We start from the raw sequence: 19658 nt of genomic DNA on the forward strand, positions 1-19658 counted from the left end.
CCGTTTTCTCGGGAAGACTGTGCCCATGATCGAATGCAGAGGTCTTACCAAGCGCTTCGGTGCGACCGTTGCCGTCGAGAACCTGTCGTTCACCGTCACCCCCGGCAAGGTGACCGGGTTCCTCGGCCCGAACGGCGCCGGTAAGTCGACCACCATGCGGATGATCCTCGGCCTGGATCAGCCCACCGCCGGGACGGCGTTCATCCAGGGCAAACGCTACCGCGAGCTGGATCATCCGTTGCGCACGGTCGGTGCCCTGCTGGATGCCAAGTGGGTCCATCCGAACCGGTCGGCTCGCTCGCATCTGCGCTGGATGGCCGCCACCAACGACATTCCGGCCGGCCGGGTCGAAGAGGTGCTGCGGCTGGTGGGCCTGACCGAGGTCGCCAACAAGAAGGCCGGTGGCTTCTCGCTCGGCATGTCGCAGCGGCTCGGCCTGGCCGGGGCGCTGCTCGGCGATCCGCCGGTACTGCTGTTCGACGAACCGGTCAACGGCTTGGACCCCGAGGGCATTCTGTGGATCCGGCGGTTCATGCAGCGGCTGGCCGCCGAGGGGCGCACCGTGCTGGTGTCGAGCCATCTGCTGTCGGAAATGGCGCAGACCGCCGACCATCTGGTCGTGATCGGGCGCGGCAGGCTGATCGCCGACACCGACACCAAGGATTTCATCGCGAAGTCGTCGGAATCGACCGTGCGGGTGCGCAGTCCGCAGCTGGACGAGCTGCGCAGCCTGCTCACCTCGAACGGGATGACCGTGCGCGAGGACGGCAGTGCGGCCGACCGGGAAGGGGCGATCGACACCGCCCCCGCCCTGGTGGTGGTCGGGGAAACCAGCGACGCCATCGGCAAATTGGCGGGCGCGAACAGCATCACCCTGTATGAGCTTGCGCCCCAACAGGCTTCGCTCGAGGAGGCGTTCATGCGGATGACCGGAGGTGCGGTGCAGTACCACGGTGAGGGCATCGAGCAGGCGATGGGAGGTGCGCTCTGATGGGTGTCGTCACCGCGGAGCGGATCAAACTCACCTCGACCCGGTCGCCGTGGTGGTGTTCGGCGATCGTCGTGGCGCTGGGCCTGGGCATGGCCGCTCTGTTCGCGGCCGTATCGCGGGCGAGTATGGGCCACGAGAACGAAACCACGCTGACCACCGCCGGCGCCACGGTCGGTGTCTCCGGATTCGGCGTCATGGTCCTGATGATCATGGCCGCCCTCACCGTGACCAGTGAATACCGTTTCGGCATCATCCGGACCACGTTCCAGGCGACCCCGAACCGATCGCTGGTCCTCACCACCAAGGCCCTGCTGACCGGCGCCTACGCGGCGGTGCTGACCTTCGTGCTGGGCCTGCTGGCCTATCTCATCGCGAAACCACTGGCCGGCGATGCGGGGCGGCGGATGAGTCTGAGCTCGGACGCCGATTGGCGCGCGCTCTACGGACTGGCGATCTATGCCTTCCTGGCGGTGGTGCTGTCGGTCGGCATCGGAGCCCTGGTGCGGCAGTCGGCCGCGGCGATCTCGCTGATCGTGTTGTGGCCCTTGCTGATCGAGACGCTCCTGGGTAGTTTCGGCAGCTTCGGCCGCACCGTGCAGCCGTTCCTGCCCTTCGCCAACATCAACCGGTTCCTCGGCGAGGACACCTCCTCCGCGGCGCACTGGCACTGGGGGCCGTGGGGCGGACTGGTCTACTTCGTCGTCTTCGTGCTCGTCGTCTTCGGTGCCGCGCTGATCGTGGTCGATCGTCGCGACGCCTGATCCACAACCTCATACCTGCCCGCTCCCGGGCGTTCACCCTCGCGAAGCCCGGGAACGGGAGGGCGGTCCTGTCGGGGGACTGCTATCCCGGTCACAGCCGCCACTGCCCGGCGAATGTGACGATCACCGGCCCGATGTGCAGCCGTTTCGCGCTGTGCATCGGGCCGGTGTGCTGTGTGCAAAGCCTTCGTTAAACAGCGCCGCCGGACCTTCCGTGTGGAAGAGCCGATGGGTAACATCGGCCGGGCAACCAGCACGTTATCCATCGGCGGACCCAGCGCTGTGCCCGCTCCGTCCGATAGAGAGGTGGCAGGTGGCGATCATTGGCTACGCTCGGGATGTGAGCGAAAGACCTTCCGGCGACGGCGAAAACGCGTCCCGCGCAGTCCGTCCCGGAGATGCGCGAAACCGCACGGATGGTTCGCGTCGCAACGGCACCGCCGGTCGGCGGGGCAAAAGAGGGCTGGGTTCCGATGGCGACACGGTGCTGCCGGTCGACGCGCCCGAGGCCGGTGTCGAATTCGACGACGATTCGGATGTCGAGATCGTGATTCCGCTCACACCGGCCGACGAGGCGGAATCTCGGCTGCGGTCGTTCGGCCGGCGTCGAACCGGTCAGCTGTCCTCGTTGATGGCCGCGGCCAATCAGCGGGCCGACGTCATCGGCGTGATTCGCAAGGCGCGTGAGAGCCTGCCCGGCGATCCCGCATTCGGCGACCCGCTGTCGCTGTCCGGCCCCGGCGGCGCGCGGGCGGTGGCTCGCGCGGCCGACAAGATCGTGGGTGACAATCCCAGCGCGGCCAAGGAGCTGGGTCTGGGCGCGCTGCAGGTCTGGCAGGCGATGCTGGAACGTGTCGGCCGCGGTAAGGGCAATGCGGAGATCACGGTGGTCTTCACCGACCTCGTGGCGTTCTCCCGTTGGTCGCTGTCGGCCGGTGACGAGGCGACGCTGGAGCTGTTGCGGCGGGTGGCGAGGGCCATCGAACCGCCGATCGTCGATCGGGGCGGTCAGGTCGTCAAGCGCATGGGCGACGGGGTGATGGCGGTCTTCGCCTCCCCCGACAGTGCCGTGCGGGCGGTGCTGACCGCGAAGAAGAATCTGGATCGGGTCGAGGTGGCGGGATATCGGCCGCGCATGCGGGCGGGCCTGCACACCGGGACGCCGCGCGAGATCGGCGGCGACTGGCTGGGCGTGGACGTCACCATCGCCGCGCGAGTGATGGAAGCCGGCGGCAACGGAAACACGATGATCTCGGAGACTACGCTCGAAGCGCTGGAGCCGAGCACACTCGAGGAACTCGAGGTCGCGGCCAAGCCCTATCGGCGCAGCATGTTCGCCGCACCGCTCAACGGCGTTCCGGAGGGGATGCGCATCTTCCGGCTCGCCGGAGACTAGACGCCGGGCGGTCTACCACCAGGTGACCACGCCGACGACCGCGAGGACCGCGCAGACGCCCAGCATCACCGACAGCACCCGAGAGTTCTTCCACATGGTGAAGGCGCCGCCGACCAGGAATCCGGCCACGGCCAGCAGGAGTACGACGATCACGGAATTGGACACCCTGCCATCTTGCCCGGCGGCTCGCGGACCTCGGACACCGGCCGGTTCCGCCGGTTCGCGGTAGCCGCCGGGCGAGCCGGCGGTCCGGTTCGCGGTGTACCCGATCGGGCCACGTTCGGACCGGTCGCGCGGCCACGCACCGTGTCTGCCTGCGGTTTCCGCAATTAACAAGCACGCAGGCTTGATTTTTTCCATACCCGATGTGACCCTTGAACCCGACGCAGCGAAGGCGCTGCGGCAGGCACGTCGCATGAGGAGGCGCCGCGCAGATGACGAGTCTCGGCGCCGACCCGGAGGTCCTCCGGATCGGCAACTGTTCCGGCTTCTACGGCGACCGGTTGAGCGCGATGCGCGAGATGCTCGAGGGTGGGCAACTCGACGTGCTCACCGGTGACTATCTCGCCGAACTGACCATGCTGATCCTCGGCCGCGACCGGATGAAGGATCCGGCACTCGGCTATGCCAAGACCTTCGTACGGCAACTCGAGGACTGCATGGGCCTGGCTCTCGAACGCGGCGTGCGCATCGTCGCGAACGCGGGCGGACTCAATCCGGCCGGATCGGCGCAGCGGGTCGCCGAGGTGGCCGGCAAGCTCGGCCTCACCCCGAAGATCGCCTACGTCGAAGGTGACGACTTGTTGCCGCGCGCCCAGGAACTGGGCTTGGGCGCACCGCTCACCGCCAACGCCTACCTCGGCGCGTGGGGTATCGCCGAGGCGCTGAACGCCGGGGCCGATATCGTCGTCACCGGCCGGGTCACCGACGCCTCCGTGGTCGTCGGACCGGCGGCCGCCCACTTCGGCTGGGCCCGAGACGATTTCGACGCCCTCGCCGGTGCGGTGGTCGCCGGGCATGTCATCGAATGCGGCACCCAGGCCACCGGCGGCAACTTCGCCTTCTTCACCGAGATCGAGAATCTCGACCGTCCCGGCTTCCCGATCGCCGAGGTACGCCGGGACGGCAGCAGCGTCATCACCAAACACGCGAACACCGGTGGCGCGGTCACCGTCGACACCGTCGAAGCGCAGCTGATGTACGAGATCCAGAGCGCGCGCTACGCCGGACCCGACGTCACCGCCCGCCTCGACAGCATCCGGCTCGCCGCCGACGGTGACGACCGCGTGCTGATCAGCGGCGTGACCGGTGAGGCGCCGCCGCCGCGGCTGAAGGTCTCGCTGAACACCCTGGGCGGCTTCCGCAACGAGATGACCTTCGTGCTGACCGGACTCGATATCGAGGCCAAAGCCGCACTGGCGCAACGGCAGTTGGAAAGCTGGCTGCCGGTGCGTCCGGCCGAACTCGACTGGTCGCTGGCGCGGCTGGACCGTCCCGACGCCGAGACCGAGGAACAGGCCAGCGCGCTGCTGCGCTGCGTGGTCCGCGATCCCGACCCGAACAAGGTGGGACGCGCGTTCTCCAGCGTCGCAGTCGAATTGGCACTGGCCAGCTATCCCGGCTTCACGATGACCACACCGCCCGGAAACGGTGCGCCCTACGGCGTCTACACCGCGGGCTATGTCGACGCGGGCGAGGTCGCGCACACCGCGGTCCTTCCCGCCGGATCGCGCGTGGCGATCGCCCCGCCCGCGCAGACCCGGGAACTGGACGAGGTGGCCGAACCCGAGCTGCCGCAGCCCTTGCCGCCCGGTGAAACCCGCCGGGTCCCACTGGGTTCCATCGCTCTCGCCCGCAGCGGTGACAAGGGCGGAAACGCCAATATCGGGGTCTGGGTACGCACCGACGACCAGTGGCGCTGGCTGGTGCACACCCTCACCGTCGACACACTGCGGGCGCTGCTGCCGGAGACCGCGAAGCTCACCGTCACCCGGCACGTCCTGCCGAATCTGCGAGCGGTGAACTTCATCGTCGAGGACCTGCTCGGCCTCGGCGTCGCCTACCAGGCCCGATTCGATCCACAAGCCAAGGGACTCGGCGAATGGCTGCGGTCCCGCCACCTCGACATACCTGTGGAGTTACTACCGTGACCAGTGTCTGGGAGACGCCCGAGCGGCGTGAATTACGCGCTACCGTACGAGGTTTCGCCGAGCGCGAGGTACTGCCCTTCCTGGACGAGTGGGAGCGGGCCGGCGAGATCCCCCGCGAACTGCACAAGAAGGCGGGCGCGCTCGGACTGCTCGGGATCCAGTTTCCGGAGGCGGTCGGCGGCGCGGGCGGCGACGGCATCGACGCCGCGATCGTGGCCGAGGAGATGCACTACGCCGGCTGCTCGGGCGGACTGTTCGCATCCCTGTTCACCTGCGGTATCGCGGTGCCGCACATGGCCGCGTCCGGCAACGCCGAACTGATCGGACGCTGGGTGAAGCCCACCCTGGCGGGGGAGAAGATCGGCTCACTGGCCATCACCGAACCCGGTGGCGGTTCCGACGTCGGCCACCTCACCACCAGTGCGGTGCGCGACGGCGACGAGTACGTGGTCAACGGGTCGAAGACCTTCATCACCTCCGGCGTGCGCGCCGACTACGTCGTGACGGCCGTGCGCACGGGCGGGCCCGGCGCATCCGGTGTCTCGCTGCTGCTGGTGGAGAAGGACCGGCCCGGCTTCACCGTCAGCCGCAAACTGGAGAAGATGGGCTGGCTGGCCTCCGATACCGCCGAATTGTCCTATGTCGACGTGCGCGTGCCGGTGTCGAATCTGGTGGGCGCGGAGAACTCCGGATTCGCCCAGATCGCACAGGCTTTCGTCAGCGAGCGGGTGGGGCTGGCGGTGCAGGCCTACGGGCATGCGCAGCGCTGCCTGGATCTGACCCTGCGGTGGTGCCGCGACCGCGAGACCTTCGGCCGCCCGCTCATCAGCCGGCAGGCCGTGCAGAACACGCTGTCGGAGATGGCGCGCCGCATCGACGTCGCCCGCGTCTACACCCGGCATGTGGCCGAACGCGCGGCGGACGGGGAAACCGATCTGATCGCCGAGGTGTGCTTCGCCAAGAACACCGCGGTGGAGACCGCGGAATGGGTTGCCCACCAAGCGGTTCAGTTGTTCGGCGGCCTGGGATACATGCGCGAATCCGAGGTCGAGCGCCACTACCGCGATGTGCGCATCCTCGGCATCGGCGGCGGCACCAACGAAATCCTGACCAGCCTCGCGGCCAAGCGATTGGGGTACCGATCTTGAGCACTCTCCGTACAGCCATCGACCCGAATTCGGCGGACTACCGCGCCGCCGCCGACGCCATGACCGAGAAATTGGCCGAGGTCGAAGCCGAATACGCCAAGAACATCGCGGGCGGTGGCCCGGACAAGATGGCGCGCCACCGCAAGCGCGGCAAGCTCACCGCGCGCGAGCGCATCGAACTGCTCATCGACGAGGATTCGCCGTTCCTGGAACTGGCGCCGCTGGCCGCCTGGGGCAGCGAATTCCACGTGGGCGCCTCGGTGATCGCCGGAATCGGCATCGTGGAGGGCGTCGAATGCATGATCGTGGCCCCGGATCCGACCGTGCGCGGCGGCACGTCGAATCCGTGGACGCTGCGGAAGAACCTGCGCATGAACGACATCGCGCTGGAGAACCGGCTTCCGGTGATCGGCCTGGTGGAATCCGGCGGCGCCGATCTGCCGACGCAGAAAGAGGTTTTCGTTCCGGGCGGTCGCATGTTCCGCGACCTCACCCGGCTCTCCGCGGCCGGAATCCCCACCATCGCACTGGTTTTCGGCAACTCCACCGCCGGCGGCGCCTACATTCCCGGCATGTCCGACTACACCGTCATGATCAAGGAACGCTCCAAGGTGTTCCTCGGCGGTCCACCGCTGGTCAAGATGGCGACCGGTGAGGAGTCCGACGACGAATCGCTCGGCGGAGCCGAGATGCACGCCCGCACCTCGGGTCTGGCCGACTATCTCGCCGCCGACGAACAGGACGCCATCCGGATCGGCCGTTCCATCGTGCGACGGCTGAACTGGCGCAAGACCGGACCCGCCCCGCGCCCGCGCGCCGAGGTGATCGAACCGCTCTACGATTCCGAGGAGCTGCTCGGCATCGTGCCCACCGACCTGAAGATTCCGTTCGACCCGCGCGAGGTCATCGCCCGGGTGGTGGACGGATCCGATTTCGACGAGTTCAAACCGCTCTACGGTTCCAGCCTGGTGACAGGCTGGGCGGAGCTGCACGGCTATCCGGTCGGCATTCTCGCCAACGCCCGCGGCGTGCTGTTCTCCGAGGAGGCGCAGAAGGCCGCGCAGTTCATCCAGCTGGCGAATCAGTCGAACACCCCACTGCTGTTCCTGCACAACACCACCGGCTACATGGTGGGTAAGGAATACGAGCAGAAGGGCATCATCAAACACGGCGCGATGATGATCAACGCCGTCTCCAATTCGAAGGTGCCGCATATCTCGCTGCTGATGGGCGCCTCCTACGGTGCCGGGCACTACGGCATGTGCGGGCGCGCCTACGATCCGCGCTTCGTCTTCGCCTGGCCCAGTGCGAAATCCGCCGTCATGGGCGGTGCGCAGCTGGCGGGCGTGATCTCCATTGTGGGCCGGGCCGCCGCCGAAGCACGCGGCCAGGCGTTCGACGAGGAGGCCGACAAGGGCATGCGCGCGATGATCGAGGCCCAGATCGAGGCCGAATCGCTGCCGATGTTCATGTCGGGCCGGCTCTACGACGACGGTGTCATCGACCCCCGCGACACCCGCACGGTATTGGGAATGGCGTTGTCGGCCATCCACAATGCCCCGATCAAGGGCGCCGAGGGCTTCGGCGTCTTCCGGATGTGAGGTCTGAGATGACAGTAGGGCCGATCACGAACGTCCTGGTCGCCAACCGCGGGGAGATCGCCCGTCGGGTGTTCGCGACCTGCCGGCGTATGGGCGTCGCCACGACCGCGGTGTATTCCGACGCGGATGCGAACGCACCGCATGTGGCCGAGGCCGATGCGGCGATCCGGCTGCCCGGCAACACCCCCGCCGAGACCTATCTGCGCGGCGATCTGATCATCGAGGCCGCCCGTGCCGCGGGCGCCGACGCGATCCATCCCGGCTACGGATTCCTCTCCGAGAACGCGGAATTCGCGCGTCAGGTGATCGATGCCGGCCTGGCATGGGTGGGCCCGCCGGTCGCGGCCATCGAGCAGATGGGTTCGAAGGTCGAATCCAAGAAGATGATGGACGCCGCGGGCGTTCCGGTGCTGGCCGAACTCGATCCGGCCGAGGTCACCGCGGACATGCTGCCCGTGCTGATCAAGGCGTCGGCCGGAGGTGGCGGGCGCGGTATGCGGGTGGTCCGCTCGCAGGCGGACCTGCCGGAACAGCTCGAGGCCGCCCGGCGAGAGGCCGAATCGGCCTTCGGCGATCCGACGGTGTTCTGCGAGCGCTACCTGGAAACCGGCCGCCATATCGAGGTGCAGGTGATGGCCGACACCCACGGCCGGGTCTGGGCGGTGGGCGAGCGCGAATGTTCCATTCAGCGGCGGCATCAGAAGGTCGTCGAGGAAGCGCCGTCGCCGCTGGTGGAGCGGGTCGAGGGGATGCGGGAGCGGCTGTTCGAGGCGGCTCGCCTCGCCGCCGAGGCGATCGGCTACGAGGGTGCGGGCACGGTCGAATTCCTCGCCGACGAGCAGGGCGATTTCTTCTTCCTGGAGATGAACACCCGCCTGCAGGTGGAACATCCGGTCACCGAATGCACCACCGGCCTGGATCTGGTCCGGCTGCAGCTGCAGGTGGCGCAGGGCTACCGGCTGCCGCAGGACCCGCCGCCCCTGCGCGGCCACTCCATCGAGGTGCGGCTGTACGCGGAGGATCCGGCGCACGATTGGCAGCCGCAGAGCGGTGCGGTGCATCGCATCGAATTCGCGCCGGGCACAGCCGAATTCGCCGTCCTGACCGAGCCGGGTCTGCGGCTGGACTCCGGTGTGGTGGACGGTTCGGCGGTCGGGGTGTTCTACGACCCGATGCTGGCCAAGGTCATCTCCTATGCCGACACCCGCGAGGAAGCGGCGCATCTGCTGGCGGCCGCGTTGCAGCGGGCCCACATTCACGGTCTGGTCACCAACCGCGACCTGCTGGTCCGGGTACTGCGGCATCCGGCCTTCCTCGCCGGTGATACCGATACCGCGTTCTTCGCCACGCACGGACTGGAAAATCTCGCCGCGCCGCTGGTTTCGGCGGACGACGAGGCGCTGTCCATCGTCGCGGCGGCGCTGGCGGACGCGGCCGCCAACCGGGCGCGAGCGCGCGTCGGCGCGGCGCTGCCGAGCGGATGGCGCAATCTGCCCTCGCAGGCGCAGAGCAAGTCCTACGAGAGCCGGGTGTCGGGGACACACGAGGTGCGCTACCGCCTGACCCGCTCCGGGCTCGAGGTCGAGGGCCATGCGGGACTCGAACTGATCGAGGCCACACCGGATGTGGTGGTCCTGGGTGTGCCCGGCGAGCGTGGCTCGGTGCGGCGGCGGTTCGAGGTCGCTCGCTACGGCGACCTGGTGGCCGTCGATTCGCCGCTCGGCCCGGTCGCGGTTCGCCGGCTCCCGCGCTTCTCGGACCCGGCCGACCAGGTCGCCGAGGGGTCGTTGCTGGCGCCGATGCCGGGTTCGGTGATCCGGCTGGGTGCCGAGGTCGGCGCCGCCGTCGAGAAGGGACAGCCGATTCTCTGGCTCGAGGCCATGAAGATGGAACACACCATCGCCGCCCCGGCGGCCGGTGTGCTCACCGAACTGAATGTGGTTGCCGGACAACAGGTCGACGTCGGCGCCGTGCTGGCGGTCGTCCACGCCGAAACCACCTCCGAACCGGTCGAAGTCACCGCCGGATAGCCGCCCACAACAGGAGAATTTCCATGAGTTTCATCGAATCCGACGAACAGAAGCAGTTGCGGGCGGCCGTCGCCAAGCTCGCCGCGAAGTACAACTACCGCGACTACGTCTCCGCGAAGGCGCGCCGCAACGAACCGCTGGACGAATTGTGGGACGAGGCCGGCAAACTCGGCTTCCTCGGCGTGAACCTGCCGGAGGAGTACGGCGGCGGTGGCGCCGGAATCTACGAGCTGGCGCTGGTGATGGAGGAACTGGCCGCCCAGGGCGCGGGCCTGCTGCTGATGGTGGTCTCGCCCGCGATCTGCGGCACCATCATCACCAAGTACGGCACCGAGGAGCAGAAGCAGTACTGGCTGACCAAGCTGGCCGATGGCTCGTCGAAGATGGTGTTCGGCATCACCGAACCCGATGCCGGCTCCAACTCGCACAACATCACCACCACCGCGCGGCGCGACGGCGGCGACTGGATCCTGAACGGCCGCAAGATCTTCATCTCCGGTGTGGATCAGGCCGAGGCGGTGCTGATCGTCTCGCGCACCGAGGATTCCAAGACCGGCAAGTTGAAGCCGGCCCTGTTCATCGTCCCGACCGATACTCCCGGCTTTCAGAAGAACCGCCAGGAGATGGACATCATCGAGCCGGACAACCAGTTCACGCTGTTCCTCGACGATGTGCGGCTGCCCGGCAGCGCGCTGGTGGGCCAGGAGGACGCCGCCATCGCGCAGCTGTTCGCCGGTCTGAATCCCGAGCGCATCATGGGTGCGGCGATGGCGGTCGGCATGGGCCGCTACGCCATCGACCGAGCCGTCGAATACGCCCGGGAGCGGCAGGTCTGGAAGACGCCGATCGCGGCGCACCAGGGCATTTCGCATCCGCTGGCCCAAGTGAAGATCGAACTCGAACTGGCCAAGCTGATGATGCAGAAGGCCGCGGTCCTCTACGATTCCGGCGACGACTTCGGTGCCGCGGAGGCTGCCAACATGGCGAAATATGCTGCGGCGGAGGCGAGTATCAAGGCCCTGGATCAGTCCATCCAGACGCACGGTGGTTCGGGCCTGACCGCGGATATCGGTCTCGCGGGCATGCTCGGCGCGGCCCGGATCGCGCGGGTGGCACCGGTGAGCCGGGAAATGATCCTGAACTTCGTCTCCCAGCATTCGCTGGGTCTGCCGAAGTCGTACTGAGCGGTGACCCGGCCGGGCCGCCCCTGCGCTGCCCGGCCGAGCACACCCACCCGAACCGGACGAGGAGGAATCACGTGAGCGAAACCCCCGGCACCGAAACCGGCACCGAGATCACCGAAACCGGCGGCACCGAAACGCCTTTCGTGCGATACGAGGTGCGCGACGGCTTCGCGGTGCTCACGCTGGATTCACCGCACAATCGGAATGCGTTGTCCTCGAAGCTGGTTCGGGAGCTGCTCGACGGACTGCGCAAGGCCGGCGCCGACGAGCAGGCCCGCGGGGTGATCCTCACCCACACCGGCAATACGTTCTGCGCCGGCGCGGATCTCAAGGAGGCGCTCGACGCCGATCCGGCCGCGGCTGCCGATATCCGCACCGGATGGATGATCGACGTGCTGCGCGGCATCGTCGAACTGCACAAACCGGTGGTCGCGCAGGTCGACGGCAATGTGCGTGCGGGTGGGATGGGCATCGTCGGCGCCTGCGATATCGCCGTCGCCGGACCGTCGAGCAGTTTCGCGCTCACCGAGGCGCGGCTGGGCCTGGCGCCGTTCATGATCTCGCTCACACTGCTGCCGCGGCTGACCTCCCGGGCCGCCGCCCGCTACTACCAGACCGGAGAGACCTTCGACGCGGCCGAGGCCGAGCGGATCGGATTGATCACCGTCGCGGCCGCCGATGCCGCTGCCGAGGTGGCCCGCCTGTGCGGCGAACTGCGCAAGGGGTCCCCGCAGGGGCTGGCCGAAAGTAAGCGGCTGGTGAATGCGTCCATCGTCGCGGAATTCGATCGCACCGCCGATGAGCTGGCCAAACGTTCCGGCAGTTTCTTCGGCACACCCGAGGTGATCGAGGGGATGACGGCCTTCTTCCAGCGTCGCCCACCCAGCTGGGCAGAATGAACCGATCATGACCGCATCGCACGAACCCAAGCAGGACCGCAGCCGGGCCACCCGTCAGCGATTGCTCGAGGCGACCATCGACTGTCTGGCCGAAATGGGCTGGGCGGCGGCCACTGTCGCGGTGGTCGCCGAACGGGCCGGGGTCTCGCGCGGGGCGGCCCAACATCATTTCCCCACCCGGGAGGATTTGATCACCGCTGCCCTCGAGTACATGTTCGACACCCGGATGGCGCAGTCCAAGGCCGAGGCGGCGGCCGTGACCGAGGTGGCGCAGGGCGTCGGCCGCACCGAGGCGGTGGTGGCGCAGCTGGTCGAGTCCTATACGACTCCGCTGTTCAAGGCGGCGCTGCAGGTGTGGACCCACGCCGCGGCGGATCCGGTGTTGCGCGAACGCATCGTGCCGCTGGAGGCTCACTTCGGCCGCATCTCGCATCGCCTGGCCGTCGAGGCCCTCGGCGTCGACGATTCCGACCCGGTCGCCCACCACCTCGTGCAGGCCACCCTCGACATGGCGCGCGGCCTCGGCCTGGCCGACGTTCTGACCGACGACTCGGTCCGGCGCAAACAGATCGTGCATCAATGGGCGGCGACCCTGCACATGGGGTTGCACACCCCGCACTGACCCATGCCCGCCGGTGGGAACAGCGCCGCGCCACGCTACCGTAGCCGGACAAATTCATCGGATATCGAGCGAGGGGAATCGATCATGGATTCGGGTTCTGCGGCAGCTCTGGAAGGTATTCGGCAGGGATATCTCAACGGCGACCCGGTGGCGACCGCGCTGTTCATCCCGTTGTTCTTCATCGCCGGAATCTTCGGGCTCATCCAGGGCAAGCCGTTCTGAGATCGACGGTATGTGAACACCGGATTTGGTGCCGCCGCCCGGGACCGATAAGCTGACCGGGCTCCGGTTCCCGGAGCGAAGTTCTCGGCCCCGTCGTCTAGCGGCCTAGGACGCCGCCCTCTCAAGGCGGTAGCGCGGGTTCAAATCCCGTCGGGGCTACAACAACGCGATGCCCGCCCTCTTTCGAGGGCGGGCATTGTCGTTTCCGGGAGCACATGTCATTCGCGGGAGCACATGTCGTTCGCGGGTCGGCTCGCTCATCGCGGCACGGTCAGGTCGTAGATCGTCACCCCGTCCACGTTCTGTGCGGTGAAATGTTGCCGCACCCAGGCGGTGATCCGCGCCGCCGTCGAATCCGTCGCATCGTCGCCCGGCCCGCGATCAGCACCGTCGACGAAGTAGTGGATATCCAGCGCCGCCACGTGGTCGCGGAACTGGTCCAGGGTCGGGGCGGGATCGCTGCCGTTGAATCCGCCGATCGCCATGACCGGCAGTTCGGTGGCGAGCTGGTATCCGGCCGCCCGGTTCGAGCTCACCGTGGCCGCGACCCATTTGTAGGCCTCGCCGTCGCGGTCCAGCAGGGCGGTCAACTTCTCGCTCGGTGTGCTGACCTGCATCGCGTTGCCGCCCGGGTTGTCGCGTCCCCAGGGGCCCGCGGCGGGACCGCCAGCCCGGCCACCGTGCGTACCCGGCCCGAAACCCTCGGCGCCGGAGTTCTGCCCCCACGGCATCCGCGTACCCGCACGAACGTGCATCGGCATCCGGGGCCCGGCACTGGGAATCGGCCCGGTATGCGCGGTCGCGAGGGTGTCGACGGTATAGGCGAGCGGCCCCGCGGCGCCGACCAGGCCCGCGGCGATCGCCAGCGCGGCAGCGATCCGCCGCGGCGCCGGCGACAGCAGCGCGACGGTGACCGCGATCCCGCCGAGCAGCACCAGCCATCGCAGCCACGGTACGAATTCGATGTTGCGCGACAACAACATCCACGCGGTGGCGGTCGTCGTCGCCATCGTCACCGCGGCGACCGCTCGGACCCACGGCCGTTCCCGGCGCCGCCACAGCAGCGTCGTCCCCGCACCGACGAGTGCCGCGATCGCCGGGGCCAGCGCCACCGTGTAGTACTGGTGGAAGATGCCCCGCATGAAGCTGAACACCAGGGCGGTCACGAGCAGCCAGCCGCCCCACATCACGAGCGCGGCGCGTTGACGGTCGGTGCGGGATGCTCTGCCGCGCAGAACGATCGCCGCGCCGAGCAGGATCAGCGCGGCCGGAAGCAGCCAGGCGATCTGACCGCCCTGGGCGGGCTGGAACAGCCGGGTCAGCCCGCTCTCGCCCCAGAATCCGCCGCCGTGTGAGCCGAGGCTGCCGACCTCGTCGCCGTCGAGCCGGCCCAGGCCGTTGTATCCGAAGGTCAGCTCCAGTACCGAATTATGTTGGGAACCACCGAAATACGGCCGGGAAGCGGCCGGCCACAGCTCGGCGAGCAGAATCCACCAGCCGGCGGCGGCGACCATGGCCGCCGCCGCGGCGCCCAGATGCGCGATCCGCTTGCCCAGACGTGGCGGGCCGGCGATCAGGTAGGTGATCGCGAGGGCGGGGACCACCAGCAGCACCTGCAATTGCTTTGCCAGGAAGCCGAATCCGATGATGGCGCCGCACAGCACCAGCCATCGCAGCCGCCCGTCCTCGAGCCCGCGCGTCATGGCCCAGCATGCCGCCACCATCAGCAGGACCAGCAGCGCATCCGGATTGTCGAACCGGAACATCAGCGCCGCCACCGGTGTCACGGCGAGCGCCGCGCCCGCGAGCAGACCGGCCACCGGCCCGAAAGGCCGGCGCACCGTCGCCCACAGCAGCGCGACCGCGCCCACGCCCATCAGCACCTGCGGCGCCAGCAGGCTCCAACTGGACAGCCCGAACGCCCGCACCGCCAGATCCATCGGCCACAGGGCGGCCGGGGTCTTGTCCACGGTGATCGCGTTCGCGGCATCCGAGGAACCGAAGAGCAACGCCTTCCACGACACCGAACCCGCTTGTGCCGCAGCCGCATAGAAGGAATTCGCCCACCCGTTGGCACTCAGGTTGCACAGGTAGGCGACGGCTGTCGTGAGCAGGAGCGCGGTCAGCGCCGGCCGCTCCCACCGTGGCCGGTCCGTAGCCGGCGACGGCGGTGCGGCCGACGCGTCCGGGGACATCGGCCGGATGAGGGTGGTGGTCACCGCGGTTCCGTTGAGGCCTGTGCCGTCGCAACGTCCTCGACCGCGATGTCCTCGACGGCGCTGCCGGCGACCGCGTTGCGGAAAACCCAGCGCAGTCCCACGAATCGGGTCAGCGTCGCCACCAGGTTCGCGACCACCAGTACCAGCAGTTCCACGTGCACGGACGCGTCCGGCGCCCACCGGTGCAGGGCGAACAGCGAACCACTGGTCAACACCCAGGCGAAGGTGAAGATCAGCAGGCCCTGGAAGTGATGGGAGACCGCATTGCCCGAGCCGCGCACGCCGAAGGTGAAGGCGCGGTTCGCCGCGGTGTTGGCGACCGCGGTGATCAGCAGGGCGGCGAAGTTCGCGGGCTGGGCGCCCACCACGGCCTGCAACATCACGTACAGGAGCATGTAGGCCAGGGTGGAGAGCACACCGATGATGCCGAAGCGCACCAGCTGCCCGACCATGCCCAGCGGCACCCCGTCCACCAGCGGTTCCCGCCCGATGGCGGCGCGCAGCTCGTTGATCGGCAGCGCGCCGGTGGCCAGGCCGCGGCCCACCCGCCACACGCCGAGCAGATCCTTGCGGGCGGTGTCGACGATGTCCACGCGGCTGTCCGGATCGTCGATCCAGTCCACCGGCACCTCGTGGATGCGCAGCCCGGCGCGTTCGGCGATCACCAGCAGTTCGGTGTCGAAGAACCATTCCCCGTCCTCGACCAGCGGCAGGATCCGGCGCGCCACATCGGTGCGCATCGCCTTGAATCCGCACTGGGCGTCGGAGAACCGGGCCTGCAGCGAGGCTCGCAGAATCAGGTTGTAGCAGCGGGAGATGATCTCACGTTTGGGGCCGCGCACCACCCGCGAGGATTTCGCCAGCCGGGTGCCGATCGCCAGATCGGAATGTCCGGAGACCAGCGGGGCCACCAGCGGCAGCAGGGCGTTGAGGTCGGTGGACAGGTCGACGTCCATATATGCGACGACCTGTGCCTTCGAGGCCTCCCACACCGCACGCAGCGCGCGCCCGCGGCCCTTGCGGTCGAGGTGGACGACCTCGACCTCGGGCAGCTCCTCGGCGAGTGCGCGCGCCACGGCGAGCGTGGAATCGGTGGAGGCGTTGTCCGCCACCGTGATTCGGGTCGAGAACGGAAATCCGTCACGCAGGAAGGCGTGCAGCCGGCGGACACATCCGGCGAGATCGCGCTCCTCGTTGTACACCGGGATCACGACCTCGAGCACCGGTGTGCGCGTCGAGTCGGGGGTGGTGGCCGCCTGGAACGCCATCGCTGTCTCGGTCATGATCCCAATCTCGGCGATCAGCCTTGGGCAGCGCTGCGTCCGACCTGTGAGCTTCCTGGGAGCGCGCCGGTTCGTCCGGCCTGGTCGTGAGGCGAATTCAGTTCTCGCGCAGCCGCCACAGCGGCGACACCGGACCGTGGCCGGCGCCGAGGTCGTAGGCGTCCTTCAGGCAGCGCGTGGTCCACTCCTTGGCGAAGGCCACCGCCTCCGGCACCCGGTAGCCGTGTGCCAGGGCGCAGGCGGAGGCGGCGGCCAGGGTGTCGCCGCCGCCGTGATCGTTACCGGTCGTGATGCGGGGCGCGGTGAGCTCGTGGAAGCGCTCGCCGTCGAACAGCAGATCGGTGCTGAATTCGGAGGAGCGCAGGTGGCCGCCCTTGACGACGGCCCAGCGCGGGCCGAGTGCGATCAGCGCCTCGGCGGCCTTGCGGGCGGTGCGGTCGTCGGCGACGGCGATGCCGGTGAGCAGCCGCACCTCGTCCAGATTCGGGGTCACCAGCGTGGCGCGCGGAATGAGAACCGAGCGCAGTGCGTCCAGGGCTTCCGCATGCAGCAGTGGGTCGCCGTGCATCGAGGCCGCCACCGGATCGACCACCAGCGGCACCGTGCCGTCGCGTCCGATACCGACCTCGTCGCAGACCTGCGCCACCGCCTCGATGATGGCGGTCGAGGCCAGCATGCCGGTCTTGGCGGCCGCGACCCCGATATCGTCCGTCACCACCCGCACCTGATCGGCGACGGTCTGCGGCGGGATCTCGTGGAAGCCACTGACCCCCACCGAGTTCTGCACCGTCACAGCGGCCACCGCCACGCAGGCGTGCACCCCCAGCAGCGCCATGGTCCGCGAATCGGCCTGAATTCCGGCCCCGCCCCCGGAGTCGGTTCCGGCGATCGTCAGCACCCGGACCGGCGTAGCACCCGGTTCCGGCAACGGCAGCAGTTTCACGAGACAGACCCTACGACGCGCCGGCACGCGACCGCAGCGTGGTCATCCACGCGGCCGTGCTGATGGCGCATTACGCCGATGCGGGAGTCCGGGCGCGTACGGTCGAGCCAACAGGATCATTGGAATCCTGCCAAACAAAGGACCCTCATGTCCGATAAATCTCCGCGCAGCACCATGTCCAAGAAGTCCGGCAAGTCGCTGAAGGAGAAGCGAGCGGAGAAGAAGGCCAAGGGCGTCACCTCATCGGGTGCCGAGACGACGGTCGAGGGGAAGAAGCAGCGGTAGGGCGCCCCGGCTGAGCAGTCGGTACGACTGCTCAGCCGCCGGGGGATTCACCGGACCCGGGCGAAGAACGTTCGGATGTCGCCGACCAGCACCTCCGGCGCCTCGTGCGCGGCGTAGTGGCCGGCCGCGTCGTTGGGTCCGCCGGTCACCGATCCCGCGTCGTAGGAATTCCAGCTGACGATGTTCTTGTGGTCGCGCTCGGCGAAGCGGCGGATCGACTGGAAATCCCCGGCGAACATGGCCAAGGCGGTGGGGGTGGTGGTCGGCCCGTCCGGATGCGCGGTGGCGTGGGCGTTCTCGTAGTAGAACCGGATCGAGGAGGCCGCGGTGCCGGTGAGCCAGTACAGCGCGATATTGGCGATCACGAATTCCGGATCGAGGCTTTCACCGAAAAGCTGTGCGTTCCAGCCCAAGAGCCCCAGCGGGGAGTCGCTGAGCGCGTAGGCCAGTGTCTGCGGTTGCTGGCTGCACAGGATGTTGAACGCCATCTTGTTGTCGTGGAACCACTGCAGGTGCGCCAGCGCCCCCAGGTCCTGTTCGGACAAGCCCTCGAATTCCGCCGGATCGCCGGAGGGGAAGGAGAACAACTGCGTCACGTGGACCCCCACCACGCGATCACCGGCCAGCCGGCCGATCTCCGGGGAGATCATCGATCCGCCGTCGTTGCCGATCGCGCCGAAGCGCTGGTAGCCGAGCCGATCCATCAGCTCCACCCAGGCCCGGGCGGTGCGCTGGGTGTCCCAGCCGGTGCTGCGGGTCGGGCCGGAGAAGCCGAAACCCGGCAGCGACGGCAGGACCACGTGGAAGGCCGGATGGTCGGGGGATTCCGGTTCGGTGAGCGCCTCGATCACGTCCAGGTACTCCAGTACGGAACCGGGCCAGCCGTGGGTGAGGATCACCGGCAGGGCATCCGGCCGCGACGAGCGGACGTGCAGGAAGTGGATGTCCTCGCCGTCGATCTCCGCGCGGAACTGGGGATACGCGTTCAGCCGGGCTTCCGTTGCACGCCAGTCGAATTCGTTCAGCCAGTACTCGGCGAGCGCGCGCACCCGATCTCCCGGCACACCGTAGGCGTCACCCACACCGGGCAGTTCGTTCGGCCACAGCGCCCGGCGCAGCCGATCGGCGAGGTCGTCGAGGCGGTCCTGCGGGATGTCGATGTGGAACGGGCGGATGGTCATGATCGTCTCCCTCTGGAACGGAATGTTTCGTTCTGTTCAGACCGTATCAGAACGGATCATTCCGTTTCAAGTGCTACGCTGCGATCATGCCGAAATCAGCCGACGCCCCAGCTCACCAGGCGCTTCCCGGCCGCAAGGCGCAGGCCGCGCGCAACGACGGGATCATCCTCGACGCCGCCCGCGCGGTCTTCCTCGCCGATGCGACCGCGCCGATCTCGGCCGTCGCCGAACGGGCCGGGGTGGGGATCAGCGCGCTGTATCGCCGCTATCCGAGTAAGGAGGCGCTGCTGCGCACGCTCTGCTACCAGGGGCTGTGCCGTTACAACGCCGAGGGTGAGGCCGCGCTGGAGTTGCCGGCGGATGCGGACGTGCTGGCGGAATTCCTGCGCCGGGTGGTCGACGCCGATGTGCATTCGCTGACCGTGCGACTGGCCGGGACCTTCACGCCGGACGAATCCTTCGCCCCTCAGGTGCGGCGCTCGGCGGAATTGAACGAGGAGATACTGCGCCGGGCAACGGTTTCCGGCGCCGTGCGCGACGGGGTGACGGTCGCCGACCTGAGCCTGGTGCTGGAGGCGTGCGCGGCGATCGTCCTCCCCGATCCCACCCGGACCACGCAACTGCGTCATCGCATGCTTGCCCTGCTGCTCGACGGTCTGCGCACCCCGGGCGAACTCCCCGGCCCCGCACCGCAACCCGAGGATTTCACCGCGCGCTGGCAGCCCCGGAAGTAGCCGTCGAAT

The 19658-nt window shown here is 68.4% G+C and carries 18 protein-coding genes and 1 tRNA gene; 14 read left to right on the forward strand and 5 right to left on the reverse strand.

The genetic code is table 11. From position 1 onward, the window contains the following. Positions 1 to 25: 25 nt before the first annotated feature. From ACPCUW_RS31390 to ACPCUW_RS31400, 3 genes are all read left to right on the forward strand, one after another. On the forward strand, positions 26 to 991 hold the full coding sequence (locus tag ACPCUW_RS31390) for an ABC transporter ATP-binding protein (RefSeq protein WP_030516614.1): 966 nt from the start codon (positions 26 to 28) through the stop codon (positions 989 to 991). Then, entirely contained in the window at positions 991 to 1752 is a 762-nt protein-coding gene (locus tag ACPCUW_RS31395; protein ID WP_063015249.1) for an ABC transporter permease, read from the forward strand. The genes ACPCUW_RS31390 and ACPCUW_RS31395 overlap by 1 nt, the downstream gene beginning before the upstream one ends. Before the next feature lie 631 nt (positions 1753 to 2383). Next, entirely contained in the window at positions 2384 to 3148 is a 765-nt protein-coding gene (locus tag ACPCUW_RS31400) for an adenylate/guanylate cyclase domain-containing protein (RefSeq protein ID WP_036525326.1), read from the forward strand. Positions 3149 to 3160: 12 nt separating this feature from the next. Here ACPCUW_RS31400 and ACPCUW_RS31405 read toward each other — a convergent pair whose 3' ends face one another. Then, positions 3161 to 3313: a hypothetical protein gene (locus tag ACPCUW_RS31405; protein ID WP_167332006.1), complete on the reverse strand. Its 153-nt coding sequence runs from the start codon at positions 3311 to 3313 to the stop codon at positions 3161 to 3163. A 269-nt stretch (positions 3314 to 3582) separates the two neighbouring features. Here ACPCUW_RS31405 and ACPCUW_RS31410 point away from each other — a divergent pair, with 269 nt between their 5' ends. From ACPCUW_RS31410 to ACPCUW_RS31450, 9 genes are all read left to right on the forward strand, one after another. Continuing rightward, the gene (locus tag ACPCUW_RS31410) at positions 3583 to 5298 is read left to right on the forward strand and encodes an acyclic terpene utilization AtuA family protein (protein ID WP_423428850.1); all 1716 of its coding nucleotides are present in this window, start codon (positions 3583 to 3585) and stop codon (positions 5296 to 5298) included. Then, the gene (locus ACPCUW_RS31415; RefSeq protein ID WP_305781385.1) at positions 5250 to 6446 is read left to right on the forward strand and encodes an acyl-CoA dehydrogenase family protein; all 1197 of its coding nucleotides are present in this window, start codon (positions 5250 to 5252) and stop codon (positions 6444 to 6446) included. The genes ACPCUW_RS31410 and ACPCUW_RS31415 overlap by 49 nt, the downstream gene beginning before the upstream one ends. After that, a complete protein-coding gene (locus ACPCUW_RS31420) occupies positions 6443 to 8047 on the forward strand; it encodes an acyl-CoA carboxylase subunit beta (protein ID WP_030516609.1) in 1605 nt (534 codons plus the stop codon). The genes ACPCUW_RS31415 and ACPCUW_RS31420 overlap by 4 nt, the downstream gene beginning before the upstream one ends. An 8-nt stretch (positions 8048 to 8055) precedes the next feature. Next, a complete protein-coding gene (locus ACPCUW_RS31425) occupies positions 8056 to 10077 on the forward strand; it encodes a biotin carboxylase N-terminal domain-containing protein (RefSeq protein WP_305781387.1) in 2022 nt (673 codons plus the stop codon). 23 nt (positions 10078 to 10100) lie between these two features. Then, the gene (locus tag ACPCUW_RS31430; RefSeq protein ID WP_064903780.1) at positions 10101 to 11261 is read left to right on the forward strand and encodes an acyl-CoA dehydrogenase family protein; all 1161 of its coding nucleotides are present in this window, start codon (positions 10101 to 10103) and stop codon (positions 11259 to 11261) included. A 110-nt stretch (positions 11262 to 11371) separates the two neighbouring features. Continuing rightward, positions 11372 to 12160, forward strand: a complete 789-nt coding sequence (locus tag ACPCUW_RS31435) for an enoyl-CoA hydratase family protein (protein WP_064903798.1) — start codon at positions 11372 to 11374, stop codon at positions 12158 to 12160. A 7-nt stretch (positions 12161 to 12167) separates the two neighbouring features. After that, positions 12168 to 12782: a TetR/AcrR family transcriptional regulator gene (locus tag ACPCUW_RS31440; protein ID WP_063030014.1), complete on the forward strand. Its 615-nt coding sequence runs from the start codon at positions 12168 to 12170 to the stop codon at positions 12780 to 12782. Positions 12783 to 12866: 84 nt separating this feature from the next. Further along, on the forward strand, positions 12867 to 13004 hold the full coding sequence (locus ACPCUW_RS31445; protein ID WP_167355071.1) for a hypothetical protein: 138 nt from the start codon (positions 12867 to 12869) through the stop codon (positions 13002 to 13004). 86 nt (positions 13005 to 13090) lie between these two features. Further along, positions 13091 to 13163: transfer RNA gene (locus tag ACPCUW_RS31450), tRNA-Glu, on the forward strand. 98 nt (positions 13164 to 13261) lie between these two features. Here the strand turns inward: ACPCUW_RS31450 and ACPCUW_RS31455 are convergent. The 3 genes from ACPCUW_RS31455 to thiD form a co-directional block, all read right to left on the reverse strand. Continuing rightward, entirely contained in the window at positions 13262 to 15199 is a 1938-nt protein-coding gene (locus tag ACPCUW_RS31455; RefSeq protein WP_423428897.1) for a glycosyltransferase family 39 protein, read from the reverse strand. 20 nt (positions 15200 to 15219) lie between these two features. Beyond that, complete coding sequence (locus ACPCUW_RS31460; RefSeq protein ID WP_231509323.1) at positions 15220 to 16491, reverse strand: bifunctional glycosyltransferase family 2/GtrA family protein; 1272 nt, start codon at positions 16489 to 16491, stop codon at positions 15220 to 15222. A 112-nt stretch (positions 16492 to 16603) separates the two neighbouring features. Next, positions 16604 to 17449 (reverse strand): bifunctional hydroxymethylpyrimidine kinase/phosphomethylpyrimidine kinase, encoded by an 846-nt coding sequence (gene thiD / locus ACPCUW_RS31465; RefSeq protein WP_423428854.1) that lies wholly within the window; start codon positions 17447 to 17449, stop codon positions 16604 to 16606. Between the two features lie 147 nt (positions 17450 to 17596). On the opposite strand from thiD, the gene ACPCUW_RS31470 reads away from it, so the two are divergent. After that, positions 17597 to 17734, forward strand: a complete 138-nt coding sequence (locus ACPCUW_RS31470) for a hypothetical protein (protein ID WP_423428855.1) — start codon at positions 17597 to 17599, stop codon at positions 17732 to 17734. 47 nt (positions 17735 to 17781) lie between these two features. On the opposite strand, the gene ACPCUW_RS31475 is transcribed toward ACPCUW_RS31470, so the two are convergent. Next, on the reverse strand, positions 17782 to 18915 hold the full coding sequence (locus ACPCUW_RS31475) for an epoxide hydrolase family protein (protein ID WP_423428857.1): 1134 nt from the start codon (positions 18913 to 18915) through the stop codon (positions 17782 to 17784). An 86-nt stretch (positions 18916 to 19001) separates the two neighbouring features. Between ACPCUW_RS31475 and ACPCUW_RS31480 the strand changes: the two genes are divergently transcribed. Further along, positions 19002 to 19649, forward strand: coding sequence for a TetR/AcrR family transcriptional regulator (locus ACPCUW_RS31480; protein WP_423428858.1), 648 nt, complete (start codon positions 19002 to 19004; stop codon positions 19647 to 19649). Positions 19650 to 19658: the final 9 nt, after the last annotated feature.

Source organism: Nocardia sp. AB354, from assembly GCF_049538315.1.
In the GTDB taxonomy this organism is placed as follows: domain Bacteria; phylum Actinomycetota; class Actinomycetes; order Mycobacteriales; family Mycobacteriaceae; genus Nocardia; species Nocardia nova.